This window comes from Bdellovibrio bacteriovorus (assembly GCF_002208115.1).
In the GTDB taxonomy this organism is placed as follows: Bacteria; Bdellovibrionota; Bdellovibrionia; order Bdellovibrionales; family Bdellovibrionaceae; genus Bdellovibrio; species Bdellovibrio bacteriovorus_C.
Map to the genome: position 1 here is coordinate 3,707,722 of NZ_CP020946.1, position 15,211 is coordinate 3,722,932.

14 protein-coding genes and 3 tRNA genes are annotated in these 15,211 nt (G+C 48.7%); 3 read left to right on the top strand and 14 right to left on the bottom strand.

All coding sequences use genetic code 11. From position 1 onward, the window contains the following. Window positions 1-61: 61 nt before the first annotated feature. From groL to B9G79_RS17795, 7 genes are all read right to left on the bottom strand, one after another. Complete coding sequence (gene groL / locus B9G79_RS17765) at window positions 62-1,702, bottom strand: chaperonin GroEL (protein ID WP_088566675.1); 1,641 nt, start codon at window positions 1,700-1,702, stop codon at window positions 62-64. Window positions 1,703-1,734: 32 nt separating this feature from the next. Continuing rightward, window positions 1,735-2,031 carry a co-chaperone GroES gene (gene groES / locus B9G79_RS17770; protein WP_198298082.1) on the bottom strand — a complete coding sequence of 99 codons (297 nt, stop codon included), beginning with the start codon at window positions 2,029-2,031 and terminating at the stop codon, window positions 1,735-1,737. Window positions 2,032-2,204: 173 nt separating this feature from the next. Continuing rightward, complete coding sequence (locus B9G79_RS17775; protein ID WP_038450485.1) at window positions 2,205-2,711, bottom strand: hypothetical protein; 507 nt, start codon at window positions 2,709-2,711, stop codon at window positions 2,205-2,207. Between the two features lie 194 nt (window positions 2,712-2,905). Next, window positions 2,906-4,018: a hypothetical protein gene (locus B9G79_RS17780; protein WP_088566677.1), complete on the bottom strand. Its 1,113-nt coding sequence runs from the start codon at window positions 4,016-4,018 to the stop codon at window positions 2,906-2,908. 106 nt (window positions 4,019-4,124) lie between these two features. Continuing rightward, window positions 4,125-4,200: transfer RNA gene (locus B9G79_RS17785), tRNA-Asn, on the bottom strand. A 57-nt stretch (window positions 4,201-4,257) separates the two neighbouring features. Then, window positions 4,258-4,713 (bottom strand): hypothetical protein, encoded by a 456-nt coding sequence (locus B9G79_RS17790; RefSeq protein WP_088566678.1) that lies wholly within the window; start codon window positions 4,711-4,713, stop codon window positions 4,258-4,260. A gap of 68 nt (window positions 4,714-4,781) precedes the next feature. Then, window positions 4,782-4,858, bottom strand: a tRNA-Arg gene (locus B9G79_RS17795). Between the two features lie 142 nt (window positions 4,859-5,000). Here B9G79_RS17795 and B9G79_RS17800 point away from each other — a divergent pair. Then, a tRNA-Ser gene (locus B9G79_RS17800) sits at window positions 5,001-5,091 on the top strand. Window positions 5,092-5,139: 48 nt separating this feature from the next. Here B9G79_RS17800 and B9G79_RS17805 read toward each other — a convergent pair. From B9G79_RS17805 to B9G79_RS17830, 6 genes are all read right to left on the bottom strand, one after another. Further along, window positions 5,140-5,559 carry a hypothetical protein gene (locus B9G79_RS17805; RefSeq protein WP_088566679.1) on the bottom strand — a complete coding sequence of 140 codons (420 nt, stop codon included), beginning with the start codon at window positions 5,557-5,559 and terminating at the stop codon, window positions 5,140-5,142. Window positions 5,560-5,704: 145 nt separating this feature from the next. Next, a complete protein-coding gene (gene queF, locus B9G79_RS17810; protein ID WP_011162707.1) occupies window positions 5,705-6,217 on the bottom strand; it encodes a preQ(1) synthase in 513 nt (170 codons plus the stop codon). Between the two features lie 55 nt (window positions 6,218-6,272). Further along, on the bottom strand, window positions 6,273-8,309 hold the full coding sequence (locus tag B9G79_RS17815; protein WP_088566680.1) for a hypothetical protein: 2,037 nt from the start codon (window positions 8,307-8,309) through the stop codon (window positions 6,273-6,275). A gap of 58 nt (window positions 8,310-8,367) precedes the next feature. Continuing rightward, on the bottom strand, window positions 8,368-8,835 hold the full coding sequence (locus tag B9G79_RS17820) for a nucleoside deaminase (protein WP_011162705.1): 468 nt from the start codon (window positions 8,833-8,835) through the stop codon (window positions 8,368-8,370). A 63-nt stretch (window positions 8,836-8,898) separates the two neighbouring features. Continuing rightward, window positions 8,899-10,020 (bottom strand): hypothetical protein, encoded by a 1,122-nt coding sequence (locus B9G79_RS17825; protein WP_011162704.1) that lies wholly within the window; start codon window positions 10,018-10,020, stop codon window positions 8,899-8,901. Between the two features lie 9 nt (window positions 10,021-10,029). Further along, window positions 10,030-10,434 carry a DUF333 domain-containing protein gene (locus tag B9G79_RS17830; RefSeq protein ID WP_011162703.1) on the bottom strand — a complete coding sequence of 135 codons (405 nt, stop codon included), beginning with the start codon at window positions 10,432-10,434 and terminating at the stop codon, window positions 10,030-10,032. A gap of 187 nt (window positions 10,435-10,621) precedes the next feature. Between B9G79_RS17830 and B9G79_RS17835 the strand changes: the two genes are divergently transcribed. Together B9G79_RS17835 and B9G79_RS17840 are read left to right on the top strand one after the other, a co-directional pair. Continuing rightward, window positions 10,622-12,610, top strand: coding sequence for a hypothetical protein (locus tag B9G79_RS17835; RefSeq protein WP_198298026.1), 1,989 nt, complete (start codon window positions 10,622-10,624; stop codon window positions 12,608-12,610). After that, the gene (locus B9G79_RS17840) at window positions 12,594-14,543 is read left to right on the top strand and encodes an adenylate cyclase (RefSeq protein WP_088566682.1); all 1,950 of its coding nucleotides are present in this window, start codon (window positions 12,594-12,596) and stop codon (window positions 14,541-14,543) included. The genes B9G79_RS17835 and B9G79_RS17840 overlap by 17 nt, the downstream gene beginning before the upstream one ends. On the opposite strand, the gene B9G79_RS17845 is transcribed toward B9G79_RS17840, so the two are convergent. Next, the gene (locus tag B9G79_RS17845) at window positions 14,544-15,179 is read right to left on the bottom strand and encodes a DedA family protein (protein ID WP_088566952.1); all 636 of its coding nucleotides are present in this window, start codon (window positions 15,177-15,179) and stop codon (window positions 14,544-14,546) included. It lies immediately after the preceding gene. Window positions 15,180-15,211 lie beyond the last annotated feature (32 nt).

Genomic DNA, 15,211 nt, shown 5'->3' on the forward strand with positions numbered 1-15,211 from the left:
AGTAACCCGCCTTCGCTGATAGCTTCGGCGGGTGCAATCGATTAGCCGTAGGCTAATCTGATTACATCATGCCACCCATGCCGCCCATACCGTCGTGGCCAGGCATTGCAGGAGCTGCAGATTCTTTCTTAGGTGCTTCAGCGATCATAGTCTCTGTAGTCAGCATCAAAGAAGAAACGGAAGCTGCGTTAGTCAAAGCGCAACGAACAACTTTAACTGGATCGATAACACCGTCTTTGATCAGATCAGTGTATTCGTCAGAGTAAGCATTGAAGCCCCAAGTTGTGGACTTGTTCTGAAGGATACGATCCAAAACGATCGCGCCATCCAAACCAGCGTTAGCCGCGATTTGACGGATTGGCTCTTCGCAAGCACGTTTGATGATCGTCGCACCGAATTGCTCTTCTTCAGAGAATTTGGATTTGTCGATTTTAGTGGAAGCACGAAGCAAAGCAGTACCACCGCCAGCAACGATACCTTCTTCAACCGCAGCGCGAGTCGCGTTCAAAGCGTCTTCTACGCGGTGTTTTTTCTCTTTCATCTCAACTTCAGAAGGAGCACCAACGTGGATAACTGCAACACCGCCAGCCAATTTAGCCAGACGCTCTTTCAGTTTTTCTTTGTCATAGTCAGAAGAAGTTTCTTCGATCTGAGCTTTGATCTGACCAACACGGCCATTGATGTCGTTCTTTTTGCCAGCGCCATCGATGATTGTTGTGTTGTCTTTGTCTACAACGATGCGTTTTGCAACACCAAGGTCAGCAACAGTCGCCGCCTCAAGTTTCAAACCAACGTCTTCAGAGATCACTTTCGCGCCAGTCAGGATCGCGATGTCTTCAAGCATTGCTTTACGACGGTCACCGAAGCCTGGAGCTTTAACTGCAGCGATGTGCAGAGTGCCGCGCAATTTATTAACAACCAAAGTTGCCAATGCTTCGCCTTCAACATCTTCCGCGATGATCAACAATTGACGGCCTTGTTTTGCAACGCCTTCAAGGATACCGATCATGTCTTTCATGGAAGAGATTTTTTTGTCGTAAACAAGAACGTAGGCGTTCTCAAGAACTGCTTCCATTCTTTCTGCGTTGGTTACGAAGTATGGAGAAAGGTAACCACGGTCGAATTGCATACCTTCAACTACAGTCACTTCAGTTTTTGCAGTTTTGGATTCTTCGATAGTGATAACGCCTTCACGGCCTACTTTATCCATAGCGTCTGCCAACATCTGACCGATTTCTTTGTCATTGTTTGCAGAGATAGCACCAACTTGAGCTACTTCGTTGGAACCTTTTACCGGTTTGGACATCGCTTTCAATTCGTCGATAACGATAGCTACTGCTTTGTCGATACCACGTTTGATGGACATTGGGTTGTGGCCCGCGGAAACAAGTTTCGCGCCTTCACGGTAGATAGCTTGAGCCAACACTGTTGCAGTTGTTGTACCGTCACCAGCTTCGTCATTGGTTTTGGAAGCAACTTCCTTAACCATCTGAGCGCCCATGTTTTCGAATTTGTTTTCAAGTTCGATTTCTTTCGCAACAGTCACACCGTCTTTAGTGATCAGTGGGGAACCGAAAGATTTGTCGATAACAACGTTGCGGCCTTTAGGGCCCAAAGTTACTTTTACTGCGTTCGCCAGAGTGTTCACACCTTTAAGGATGTGTGTACGAGCGTCTTCTGAGAATGTGATTACTTTACTCATGATTTTCTCCGTTTACTTATTGATAAAAAGAATTAGTTGAATACGCCCAGGATGTCTTCTTCGCGCATCATCAGGTATTCTGCGCCATCCAGTTTCAATTCAGTTCCTGCGTATTTTCCGAAAAGAACTTTATCGCCAACTTTAACTTCCAATGGAAGGATCTTGCCATCTTCAGTTACGCGGCCTTTACCGCCTTTACCAGTCGCGATGATTTCGCCTTTTTGTGGTTTTTCTTTTGCAGTGTCAGGAATGAAAAGACCGCCAGCGGTTTTTTCTTCTTCCGCCATTCTGCGAACTAGAATTCTGTCATGAAGTGGGCGAACGCCAATTTCGTTCTTAGCCATTGTGAGCCTCCGTTTAAAACTCGTTTTTATAGAATTTCTATACGGAAGCTAATATGAATCGGCTGTGGAAAGAGTCAAGGTCGGGCGCCCAATTTTCCTGAATGAAACGCTTTGGCGCGCCGAATAAAGATTAAGACTTATTTAGAATTTTCGAGGGCTTATTTAACGCCGTCTTTTCCGAAGTTATTCGCACTGGCCGGAAGGTCCGAAGAATGCGCCCCGAACACAGAGTTCGCATAGGCCGTCATCAGCTCCGCCACCTCTTCCGGGGACAGTTTGCCGGCCACTTCGTTGAAGGCGGTCTTTTTATCCTGAACCTTCGTAAGATAACCCACGAAATAGTCCGTCACGGAAAGGTCTTTAGCGACCTCAAGGTCATAGATTTCCTCACGAAGTTCGCGTTCCAGCTTTTCCACAGAGATATCCTGAGAAGCCACCGCCTCCAAACCCGCGCGGTGAGCCATGTTGGGGTCCGTTCCGCCCGCAGCCAGGCGGATGCCTTTGCGGGCATCGATCTGGGACTTCAAAGTTGTGACTTTGACCTGAGCCTGTTGAACTCTTTCGGTTTTCCACTCCCGATAGCTCTTTACTTCGGCGCCCGCTTTCATAGTGAAAGTCGTCAGGCTCCAAAAGGCGATAAGGGGCAGATATTTAATAAGGCGCATGAGTCCTCCAGCAGACGTCCGATAATTCCAAGTCCCCATAATACAAAGGCTATGCCCGGCGAAAGATGGCTCATTTGCAATATAAACGATTTGGACCCCGAAATGAGGCCCTTTTGGGTCACTTTGAGACAAAATAGGCTTTACAGGAAATTGATACAAAGACGGGGCCGGAAAGGGCCCCGGAGGCTGGCGACCTATAACGGCTTGCTGAGTTTGATCAGGTCCTTGTGCAAAGTCTGCGCTTTCTTGTCGATGGACTTGGAAAAGTTCGGCGTCGTCAGTTTGAAAACCAACACCGCCATCATGAAGGCGGATTTGTCTTTATAGTTTTGCGCCAGCTCGCGTTTTGCCTTCAGCAATTCTTCGTCTTTTTGCAAAGTCTGAATCAGCTCCGTTGCTTTTGCATCTTTCAAAAGATCCTTCACCGATTTCACACCCTGATCGCGCAGCTTTAGCTCTTCATAGAAGGACTTGAGGTATTTGGCCTCTTGGTCGTCGACGGCCTTTCCCATAGTGGCCGCCGGATTTTTTGCACCCTTAATCTGATCAATCACTGCCGCGACCGGCTTTGCCCCTTCGCTCCAGTCAAAAGATCCATAACCTTCCGGATACAAAAGTTTGATCAGACCTGGAAAACCCACCAAGGCTGTTTCTTCGGAACTTTCTTCTTCAAGCTCTTCTTTGTTGAATTCAAACTTCCCGGATTTCAGCTCTGGCAGCAGCAACGCGGGGGTGAGCACCATCTCAAAGCGGAACTCTTTTTCCAGATGCGCTGAAGGACTCCAGTCCTTGATGTTGCGTTTTAATTCGGACAGCTTCGCGCGATCATCGTCACTCATGTTTTCTTTGGAAAGTTTCGCCATTTCTGTCAGAGAATCTTTCAACAGCGCCATGCCGATCTGCCCGGTGATCAATGGCATTTCACAGTTGCCGAAGTGCCACCACAAGTTTGCAAGTTTCAGACTTTGCTCCCAGGATTTTGCAGTGATCGCTTCGTCATTCAGTTTTTTGGAAATCTCCAAAAGCCCGGTCATCGGCAGCAACCCCGAAGCTGTTGTCGCCTGAAAAGCGGAGCACGTGGTGAAATCACCTTCTTCAGACAGTGCACGCAGGGACTGTTCTGGATTTTCCGAGGTCAGCGCTTTTTCCATGCGAAGATACAGGTCTTTGTCATTGGCGGCCGGAATTTCAAATTTCGCAGATTTTTTTAAGTGAGGATTGATGCCAGAAATGGATTCGTTAAAAACCGGAGCCGAAGCAAGAACCTGAATCGGAAGAATCAACACGCTGAAAATCCAAACCTTCATGGCAAACTCCTTTTAGGAGATTCCATGCTATCGAATTTTACAGGGGGTAAAAATAAAAAAACCAAGTCTTATGGACTTGGTTTTCTTAATCACAATCTAAAAAGATTGGCTCAGAAGGAGGGACTCGAACCCCCGACCCAGCGGTTAACAGCCGCTTGCTCTACCGACTGAGCTACTTCTGAACTCGGTGAAGGGCTAAATTAGCGGCTTTGGGCGGTTCTTGTCAAACAGAAATAATCTTAAGGGACTGCAAGCCGATCCAAAGCCTTGGAAAGCATCGGAGAGCTAAAAGGCATCCCTTTGACGCGGAAAACCGGCTTTCCCGGAACCTGCTCAAGGATCACAATCTCTCCAGAAGACGCCCCATGGGCCGCCAGGATCTTTTTAAATGAGCTTTCCTCGATCCCCTCCATAGAAAAGGCCCCCATCATGATTTCACAGACGGAACTGATGTCTTCAGGCTTTTCCAGGGTTTTAACAACGGCGCCGGCTTGATCAAAGATTTCCACTTTCGGGGCTTTTTCCGGGCACCAGTTCAGGGGGCGATAGTCACTGCCAATTAAAAGACCCAGCGCGCTTTGCGGGTCGGAAGCCTTGTCCTCTAAAGCGCCGCCATCCAGGGCCTTCATGCCATAGAAAACACCCACCAGAGCCAGAACCATCATGCCGATTTTAAGATAAAACGTGCTTTTCATCGCTCAAACGTAACTCGGCGAGTTGAAACTGGCTAGCTATAACATGGGAAGTAAAAAGAGAGAAAAAATGGTGCACTCGAGAGGATTCGAACCTCTGACCACATGATTCGTAGTCATGTACTCTATCCAGCTGAGCTACGAGTGCACTGTGAAAGAGAAGTATAGATAGACTGCGGCCAGGGAAAAATCAAGCATTCTTGATAATTTTACAAAAAGAGTCGAGGCAAGACCTTGATTAACGGGCTGGGCTATGGCAATTTGGATCCTCAGTCGAGAAAACCGACCGCGGAGAGGTGGGTGAGTGGCTGAAACCAAGCGTTTGCTAAATGCTCGTACACCAAAAGTGTACCGAGGGTTCGAATCCCTCCTTCTCCGCCACTTAAACCTGCCTTCGAGCAGGTTTTTGTGTTTCTGGGCGTTACTTATCTAGTGTTTCGTAATTGCTACTTTGGCTTCAAAAACTTCATCAAAAGAAGAATCCGAAATTCTTAAGTTACCAGAAACTGTCTCACCCGACCCTGGCAAATAACCGCCTTTGACTTTCAGATAAACCATGAACCACTGCTTGTTATCGCAGAAAACGGTGCCCCAAAGATTTTCGGCCATGCCAGGGCCCTCTGCCAAAGCATAAACATAGTTGGTGTTCGTCAGCTTTTTACTGGTACTGCAATGACCCAGTTCCTTGCTGGTAAAGCTCATTTGAAAGCCTTCGGACAGTTCCAATTGAAACACTTGAGCGCCACTAAACAAAGAGCGGGATTTGTTAAGAGTGTAAGTTCCCATCTCGGAAGCCTGGGAAGCGGTCGCAAAAAACATCATCAACGAAACAAGGGCAAATTTCTTCATCTTGGACTCCACAAAATAGTTATTATCGACGCCATACTACTGCAGCCCACTAATTCTTGCCTTAGCAACTCACGTGTCCGAAAAAAAGAAAGGCCCTGTCAAAAATCCTGACAGAGCCTTTTGAATTCAAAATTGATGTATGTGCTTAGTAGAGCTTTGAAAGCTCCATAGAGTACTTACCCGGAGCGTATTCGCTCATGCGCTTTTTATAAAGTTCCTGGAAGAACTTATCTTTCGCCGCATAGTTCGCGTAAGGGTAAATCGCAATCCCCCCGCGCGGTGTGAACTCGCCGATAACTTCGATGTATTTAGGCTTCATCAACTTCACCAGATCATCACAGATGGTCTGCACGCAGTCTTCGTGGAAGTCCCCGTGGTTACGGAAGCTGAACAGATACAGTTTCAGGGATTTGGATTCGACCATTTTTTTGTCAGCAATGTAGTTGATGAAGATCTTTGCGAAATCCGGCTGACGGGTCTTAGGGCACAGGGACGTGAATTCAGTACATACAAAAGTGGTCCAGGCGATCTTGCCCGGGTTTTTGTTGTCAAAGGCCTCCAGAACTTCTGGAGCATATGTTTCTGGATAGTTGGTCTGACTTTCACCCAAGGCGAAATCAGCAAGCTCTTTGGAATCACGGCCGTTTTTCTTTTTCATGGGGACCTTTTTAAGAGATATCCCCATGATTAGCAACGGTATCTTTTACAGGCGCCTAGTTGATATTGGCAGCACCAATGTAACGAGCCAGCCAATATCCATACAGATAATCCACCCCTGAGTTTTCCACACCTTTTCGGTGAGAATCCTGATACAGGAAGGCCCCGTCTTTCCAGACAAAGTTGCTGGTGAAGGCCTGCAGCTCAAATACCGGATAGTTATACAAACCCTGATAGAAATAGCTGACGGGAGGTTCCGGTTTTTTCAGGGACTTCCAGAACAGCCTTGGAATCGGAGACATGCACCAATCCGGGCGCAAAGAATGATCAATCGTCACATCCAGATTTGGGCGCGGATACGGGATTTCGCGAAGGCCCCAAGCAGCCTGATTCAAAGATGCATTAAACTGCGCCTCGCTGCTTTCCGAGCGGAAGTTTCCACCGCGGGTTCCGTGTTTATACGCAAAACCGTAAGCCGCCAGAGTCTGCAAATGTCTTTGCGCCGGGGAATAGGTCACCCAGGCATCCATCAGACGCTCGCGCAACTGATCGCGGATTTTACTTTGCCCTAGCAGATCCGCCAAAGTGATGTCCGTGATATCACCCACCAACCCCAGATTGATCCCGCTCCAATCGGCAGAGCCATGCCAGTAGAAAGTGGTGTCAAAGCTGTATCCGGTCACTTTGGTTTTAATCTTGTCGTAGTATTTGATGTACTGCTCTTTGAAAGAGGCATCATTTGTCAGCCAGGCCGCCAGTCCCAAGGCCGCCGGGCGGTTCTGGGATTTATCATTCACAACCTGTAGATCAATCAGCTTGCGGGAATTTGCGCGAAGCTCTTTCCAAAGTTCGGTTTCACTTTGTGGAAGCACCATTCCGGCCCACAGGAAGCCATGAGTGATTCCTTTGATCATGTCGTTGTTGCCGCCCTCAAGCCAGATCAGGTGCTGGAACTTGCCTTCACCGCGATGCCACTTTGCCGGAACCGGCTGGGCTGGATTATACAGAGCCAGTGTTCTTGCAAACTGCTGAGGATCGTTGGTGATCTCCATCAACGTCATCAAACCGCGCAGGGATTTCTTCACGTTATCCAAAGCTTCGCTGTCTTTGGTCTTCAGATAGCGCATCGCCTGAGAACCCACATACATTCCCGTCCACAGAGCGGCGTCACCGTCGAAGGAATAATTCAGCAGACGTCCACTTTCATCCAGGACAGCGTGCGCGACCATACCGGCTTCATTGATATGGAAATCCCGGGTGTTCTTGTCATAGCTCTTGGCTTTTTCTTCCAGCGATGGAGCATACGCGTTTCGTTTTACCGCTGCCTCCGTGATGCTGATGTCATCGACGATTTTGTTGGTGACACGAATCACGTCCTTGTTGTTGCGATAGAACTGAAAGTCCGTGGGATCAAAAACGATATAGGGATTTTCGTTTTTGTATTCAGGACGGTTCTTATAGGATTTCACCAACGGATCTTTTTCATAACCGATGTCGCGCTTGAAAAGATTGATCACACCACGAACTACCAAAGGAACCTTTGGCCCCTGGGCGCTGATGTTCTGACGCTGATTGACCCACAGGGGTTGCGCCTCTAGATCGCGACGGGTGGTGATCCATTCGTTGTAGTTAGAAACTTTTTTATCGGCATAGTGAGTTGCAAGACCGTTCGGGGTCACCACATAGCGCGAAAGCACCGTGATCGGCGCACCGAAGTCGGAGGGGTCCCTCTTTTGATTTCCCAGCTTCGTGATGAAATCACCCTGGCGAATGTCATAGGAGATAGTCAGGGAATCATGCGTGGCCACGGCTTTCCCGGTCCACACTTCCTGCACTTTCAAGCCATCAAAGAAGTAGTTGATGTAGGTGACCATGCGAACCACATCAAAAGTTCCATCGGAAGCTTTGCGCAGTTCAAGCTCGCCGTTATACGGTCCACGCGTGGAAGAAGTCCCCTGCAAAAACCAAATACCCTCCATGCCGCCATTGGCTTGAAGAGAAGCGATATCGCGGGGGATTTGTTTTTCCTTGTGCTGGCAGGACAAAGAGACAACAACGCTCAAAAAAAGAAAAAGGAATGAAAGTGCTTTCATTCCTTTATTCTCTCTGACTTGTGAATGGGACTGCAGTCCCAAAACTATTTACTGGGCTTTAGTACGGAACCTTGTCGGTCTTACTGTCCCACTCTTTGAAAACTTCCAATGCTTCTGTGTGAGCGCATTGAACCATGGGTACTTTGCGGTCTTTGAGGTCTTTTGGAATTTCCTGATAAAGGAAGTCGTCGTCGAAGTTGATTTCAGCGGCATCTTTGCGGGTGTTGCCGTAATAGATCTTTTCGATGCGTGCCCAGTAGATTGCGGACAGGCACATTGGGCAAGGTTCACAGCTCGTGTAAATTTCCGCACCAGCCAGCTCAAAATTACTGATCTTGGAGCAAGCGTCGCGGATAGCAGAAACTTCAGCATGCGCGGTCGGGTCGTTGGAGGAAGTCACTTTGTTCCAACCTTCACCGATGATTTTGCCGTCTTTAACAATGACTGCCCCAAAAGGACCGCCTGCGCCGGCACGCATGTTGTTTCTGGAAAGCTCGATGGCTCTTAACATAAATTCTTTGTTCATAGGCCGACGAATTTATGGGGACTCATGGAGTTAGTCAAGTTGAGCTTCCCTTGTATTTTAAGTTTAGCTGCGAGGCTGCAACCAGTTTAAAGCATAGGTCTCATAGAAGGTGCGATCCAGAAGCTCTTTTGCATCCACCCAGCCGTCATCATTTGATTTCTGCCAGCCTTCACCCCAAGAGTTTTGCACCTGAAGTTCCTGACGGCAGACACCTTTGGAATTACAGATTTCGCGATAGCCTTTGATCACCACCGCGTGACCCGCACCGGACACGTTCCCCGAAGCGTCCTTGATTTCTCCACAAGCTTTGTTGGATTTCACCGACAGAGGATCTTGAGCGCAGAAACTAAGGGCCAAGGGTCTTTTTTGTGTCAGGACTTCTTTGACTTTGTTGATCGACGACTTGTAGTCGCCTTTTTCACCTTCCATAGGGAAGGACTTTACCGCCCACTTACCCTCAAGACTGATCATGTCCGACATCTTACGGCATTCTTTAGGAATCAAAAGCTTATCCAGGAACAAAGAATAGGACTCTTGTGAAAACGCATCTAGAATCTCTTTGTTCGAAGCTTTCAGATTATAATTCTGTTTAATATCGTTGGCTTTGGCAGTGGCATACTCAAGACCACACTCAGTACATTCGGCATTTTTCTTTCTGAAGCTCTCATAAGAATCTTTCAGCGACTTCCACATGGCGATTTCCAGATCCTGGGCCGCCTGTTCGCTGCCAGCCCTGGCGACGATCTGATCCGTTGGAGCGCACTGCTCACTGACGGCATCTTTGGCTTTGTTGATATTCAAAAGAGTGAAGACGGGCATACCTCCCTCGTTTAGTCCCTTGTAGTCACGCCACATTTCCCCATCCGCGCCTTCTTCGGGGGCACGGCTGTACCGAGTGACATCCAAAGCCGAGACCCTTTGTGAATCCGGGGCAGTGGCACAACTGGCATTTCCACTTTGCACACAGTTTGCCTCATCCACCAATACTGCCGCCACGGCAGCATAACAGATCCCAAAGCTATCCTGAGATCTCACCTTTGGCATATTAGTCACTTGTACAGTGGATTCACCCTTTAAGGCGTAGCCCTCTCCATACTTTATTTGGGAATGCGGGATCATTCCATATTCGGCCAGCGTTGTACTGGCTCCGAACAGAATTGAAAATGCCACCAACAGTCTCTTCATTGCCTCAACCTACTGCTTCTTGGAAAAGTGTTTGTTATAAAGAGTCCACGAATCAATCACCGAGCCGTCCGGAAAAACGCAGTAATCGTACTCTGCTTTTTTGGCATCAAGAAGAATACGATTCAAAGCCTTATGTGAAAGGCAATAACGAGCGGCTGGATTGCCGATCACACCCACATTCGGAGTCTTCGCCACATCCAACTTGGTCTGTGCCGCTTTCCAGGCGTCGCAGTTCATTTTGCCATTCTTTAAACAGCTTTCAGAAAGCGTCAGTCCCTGATAATCCAAAACAGAAACAACAACGTATTTTTTGGTCTCGGGAGTAAACATCTTCAGCTTGCGCGCAGGCGCCGCTCCAGCATTTACGGTCATTAGAACCAAAAACAGCACCAGCAAAGTAAAAATTTGTCTCATATTGATATGATGAAAGAGCGGAAGGTCTTAAGGAATGGTGCCAACTCAAAACTGGGCCATGGACCAGCCAGATCTAAGTACCGTAAACCAATCGGGCATTTATGCCGATTTATAGACTGTGAAGATCCTTCTAACCGCCATCTTTTTCCTTCAATCTGCGTGGGCTCAAAGCCCTGGGAAGACCTATTTGAAGGCGGACGAGATCGTTTACAACCCCGGCAAATTCAAACCTGGCCGCTATGTCATTTCCTACAAAGATTTCGAAGACATCCGCTTGGATAGCAATCTCGATGGAAAGATTGACTTCTGGTATCTGAAAAAAGGCTCCACTGAAATTTACACTCACTTCACAGATGGAAATCCTATCCGCTGGGAAGTTCGCACCAATAAAAGAAATGTCATCACCGAAGCTTCTTATACGATGGCGGGTGGTCGATGGACGCTCGAAGCTTCCGGAGTTCGCGCGCCGACCCTGATGAACCTGCAGGACGAAGGATGCGAAGTCACTGCGATCAAAAAGAAAATCACCTCTTTAGGCGAGGATCTTAACCGTCGCGCACTCGCAATGGGAATTGAAGAGCACCTTATCGACAGTGGTTGCCAGGACAAATTATCCGAAGACTTCCTGCAAAGCCTCACTGATTCACTCAGTAAAAATCTGACTTCCTCCAACAAGCTGACTGACTGCCTGAACGGCGAAGAGTTCAAAAAAGCCTTCTCCAAAGATAAAATTCCGGTTCAACCCGAACTGCTGGCGGCCAAGTATCAGTTGCAAGTGGCCCAGTTGGGAAAACAACCTAAAAACTATGGGCCGCTGGTCAAGTGCGAAAAGGCGAAGGATCAAAAGGCCGCCCTCAGCACGGATGAGACAACTGGATTCATTCATCTGGATCCGGAAGCTTTGAGTGATGCGACCCCAGAAACCAATAAAAAATCCAATGCGGTGATTTCACCCTCCAGTATGGCCCACGAACTTCTGCATCGTGCGGGATTGAAGAGCGAAAAAGATGTTGCTGCAGTTGAACACTTCTGCAAAGGACACCCCGACAATTACCCGAAGATCTCCGCAATAGACATGACTACCTTCAGTATGACCCGAACCTTGAAAAAGAACGCTCAAGATGGCGCGGAACAGGCTGCCGCCCAGTCAACTGCCAATCTTATGGACCAGGAGATAAAAGCCAAAGCCAGCACTAATAAATCCGATAAAGGTATGGGCTCGGCGGCGACCTCGGCCGCTGTCAAAGGAGGCTCGCAGCAAGCATCTGCTGCCGCGACCGCCAATGTGCCGGTAGAGCTGACCGTAGCGCAAGTTCAGGTTCCGCCAGCTCCCACGTTGTCTGAATCCATCGTAAGTCCACCTCCGTCTACCGAGGCCGGTTCCCAGCAGGCCCTGGTCCGTTCAGCCTCCGAAAGCAGTGGTATGTTACGCATGGCCAACAACCTGGTTGGTGCGATAAACACCCAAGCTCTGGCCGCCACTGACACTGGCAGCTCGGAAGCTGGCAGCGGATCTTCTGAAGTCTCTCGCTCTGTCGCCTCGACAAAATCAAATGCTGCCATCAAGGGCTCCTCTTCCAATCCTGGTGCAGCCCTATTGAAGGCCTCTACCAGATCCATGGCCTCTGATGAAAGGGTGGTTGAACAAATCACGCTGGATGGCTCCAACATAGCTCCATCGGCCCCAGCGGCTGCCTCTTCTTCTAGAAATGTCGCAAGCACTTCTGCACCTTCTGCCTCCCGCGCTCCTGCAAACGAAAGTTCTGTTGGCGGCAGCGGCGGAGGGGAAGTGGCTGGTGGCAGCGCTTCCTTTGGAGGGAGTGGAGGTTCCTTTAGCGGTTCCGGAGCGGGCGCAGGCCTGGGATCGGCTCCATCACCATCTCCCGTTCGTGGACCGGCTGCCACTCGTCCTAGCGGCGGCGGTACGGAACCTGTGAAAAATGCCAAGTCCGACAACGGATCTTCGGCGCCAAGCGCCGCGCGGGATGAAGTGATCACATTTATTTCAAATAGCAACTATGCTCAGGCAAAAAAGAAGCTTTCGGATCCTGCCTTCGGCAAGCAGCTTGAGTCCCAGAAAATCACCGTTCTGGATCTGTATGGAAACTCATTTGGGGCCACCAAAGGTGAGGTGATCTTCCTGGATCAAGGAGATCGCTTTGTTCGCCAAAAATAAAAAGAACAAGTCTGTCGTTGTCCTGATCGTCAGTGTGTTTTGGATCGGGTACGTGATCGCCTCTGCGGTACAGTTCTATCTAAACGTGAAAGAGCTGACCGACCGCGAAGTCGAACGCCGCTTGATACAGATGCGCTTCGTGCAAGAAAGCTTCACTCCGCTGGTCATCACTGAGAACTTCACCCAACTGAAAGACCGACTGGAAGGTGCCCGCAACCTGTTCCTGATTGACTTCTACATTCTTCAGAATGGACCGGAAGTGGTTCTTTGGTATAACAATTTTGACAACCTTGCCGGCATTAACGTCGACTATCAAAACTTCAATCAGACTCTTGAAACTGACAAGCTCGCCATTCGCACCATCAAACTGATGGACTATCGCTTCACCGTGGGCGTTTTCCAGGACAAAAACCAAATCATGCTGCAAACAGCTTTGTCGATGAAAGGGCTGATCCTCCAGGATCTTCTGATCGTAACCCTGATTGTGGGCTTGGTCGTTTATCTGTTCCTGAAAGACATTTTGGACATCACACAGATTCTTTCCAATCGTGATCGCTCAAAGCTTGCCAGTATTAAGACCCTTTCCAAAGAGGGCCGTACACTTTTACAAGCCACCCAAACCTACGAAAGCACAAAAAAGTATCTCGAACACGAAAACAGATACTACTCAGACTCTCTGACCCCGGCCATCCTGCATGAAATGAAGTCTGGCCAGAAAGCTCCCTATGCTTTCCAAAGCACCATGATCCGCGTGGATCTGAACGGATACACGCAGATCTTCCTAGACAAGAAAGACGAATACGTCACCGAGATCATGAACACCTACTTCATCAAAGCCCGCGAGCTGATCGAACGCTATAACGGTTTGATCTATCAGTACGTGGGGGATGAAATCGTTTTCCATATCAAAGAAGACAAACAGAATTCCCAAGCCCTGGCGCTGGCGTGCCTGCGCAGTGTCTTTGAAGCCGCTCAGCAGATTGAGACGAGCCTTCCCGAAGGGGCCGATCACTATTTCAAGTTAAAGGGCAGTTTTGTTCTGGGTAAGATTCGTTTTGTGAAACAGGATTCAGGCTTTGCCCTGAGTGGCCTTCCCCTGATTGAATCTGCCCGTCTGCTAAGTCAGGTGGATGACAAGGCTTCAAGCTCGGTCACTTTCTATGCGGAAGCCGCAGATTCCGTAAGTGGTCTTTGCACGATTTCTGACACGAAAGAGACTCTGCTAAAAGGCTTTGCCAAGCCGTCAACTCTTTATCGGGCAAAGGATTTCACGACGGTGACCGAAGCCCTGCACAAGGACGTGAGCCTTCTGACATACTTCCGCAGTGACGACGACCTTTGCGCCATTTATGAATTTTTGAATGAAGAAATCAGCAAGGGACAGGATCAGGCCTTCTTCACTGCCTTTGGCATTTTAAAGACCTTCAAAGTTCGGATGAGCGGGGAAGGGCAGGCCGATGCCTTTACCAAGTTCCTGCGCCATATCCTTACGGCAAATCAGTCCGGGAAAGCTAATGACAAAGTGCTTTCCGCTGCCATCTCATTAGCGTCGAACTTCGTCCCTTCCTATCTGGTGAAAGAATCATTGCTGGATACTTTAAGTTCCTGTCTGGAACATGCTGACCCGCGAGTTCAGGCCAATACCATCATTGTATTGGGAGATCTGGCTGAAGACATCGCCTTCCTCAGACGCTTCGTATATTCCAAGAATAATCGAGTGTCTGCAGATGCGTTGCTGGTCAGCGGTAAACGTAATATTGACAAGGAACTTGCCGAGAAGCTGAAGGAATATCTGGATTCCAAAAATCCGCTGTTCGTCGCCAGCGGCCGCTTTGTTGTGAAATCATTGGGTGAACACTATAAATCCGTGGACCCCGTGTTCTATGAGACCAATCCCCATTTAAAGGAACTGGTCTCGCGCTTGACTGGCTAATTACGCCTGCTTTCTCTTAAGCTTACTTGAAACCCACGGCCACACCATCGGCAGCAAAGAAACGCCGATCACACCAAAGATCACGATATGGAAGTTCTGCTTCACCACCGGAAGATTTCCAAAGAAGTGGCCTGCCAGAACAAAGATCCACACCCACGCAATCGCGCCACCGATGTTGTAAACGATGAACTTACGGTATTGCATTTCACCGATGCCGGCTACAAACGGAGCAAACGTGCGAACGATCGGAGCAAAGCGGGCAGCTACAATTGTAAAAGCTCCCCAGCGCTCATAAAAGGCGTGAGTTTGTTCCAGATATTTTTTCTTGAAGAAGCGGGAATCTGATTCAAAGACCTTCGGCCCCAGATACTTCCCGATATGATAGTTCACGGTGTCGCCCAGAATACCGGCGATCGTCAGACTGATCAGAATCACCCAAAGATTCAAACCACCTTCCACCACGGTGAAAGCACCCAGTGCAAACAGCAGGGAATCCCCCGGCAGGAACGGTGTCACCACCAGGCCGGTTTCAGCAAAGATGATCAGGAAAAGAATCACATACAGCCAAGGTCCGAAGAAAACGATCCATTCAGCGATGTGCTTATCAAGGTGCAATATAATATCAATGAGTTCCATCATAGGGGCCAGAATCTTAGCATTGGCCCCCA

Bases quoted from the DNA above. Each gene is read 5' to 3' on its own strand.
- groL (WP_088566675.1), bottom strand. From the start codon at position 1,702: ATGAGTAAAGTAATCACATTCTCAGAAGACGCTCGTACACACATCCTT.
- B9G79_RS17775 (WP_038450485.1), bottom strand. From the start codon at position 2,711: ATGCGCCTTATTAAATATCTGCCCCTTATCGCCTTTTGGAGCCTGACG.
- B9G79_RS17780 (WP_088566677.1), bottom strand. From the start codon at position 4,018: ATGAAGGTTTGGATTTTCAGCGTGTTGATTCTTCCGATTCAGGTTCTT.
- B9G79_RS17790 (WP_088566678.1), bottom strand. From the start codon at position 4,713: ATGAAAAGCACGTTTTATCTTAAAATCGGCATGATGGTTCTGGCTCTG.
- B9G79_RS17805 (WP_088566679.1), bottom strand. From the start codon at position 5,559: ATGAAGAAATTTGCCCTTGTTTCGTTGATGATGTTTTTTGCGACCGCT.
- queF (WP_011162707.1), bottom strand. From the start codon at position 6,217: ATGAAAAAGAAAAACGGCCGTGATTCCAAAGAGCTTGCTGATTTCGCC.
- B9G79_RS17815 (WP_088566680.1), bottom strand. From the start codon at position 8,309: ATGAAAGCACTTTCATTCCTTTTTCTTTTTTTGAGCGTTGTTGTCTCT.
- B9G79_RS17820 (WP_011162705.1), bottom strand. From the start codon at position 8,835: ATGAACAAAGAATTTATGTTAAGAGCCATCGAGCTTTCCAGAAACAAC.
- B9G79_RS17825 (WP_011162704.1), bottom strand. From the start codon at position 10,020: ATGAAGAGACTGTTGGTGGCATTTTCAATTCTGTTCGGAGCCAGTACA.
- B9G79_RS17830 (WP_011162703.1), bottom strand. From the start codon at position 10,434: ATGAGACAAATTTTTACTTTGCTGGTGCTGTTTTTGGTTCTAATGACC.
- B9G79_RS17845 (WP_088566952.1), bottom strand. From the start codon at position 15,179: ATGGAACTCATTGATATTATATTGCACCTTGATAAGCACATCGCTGAA.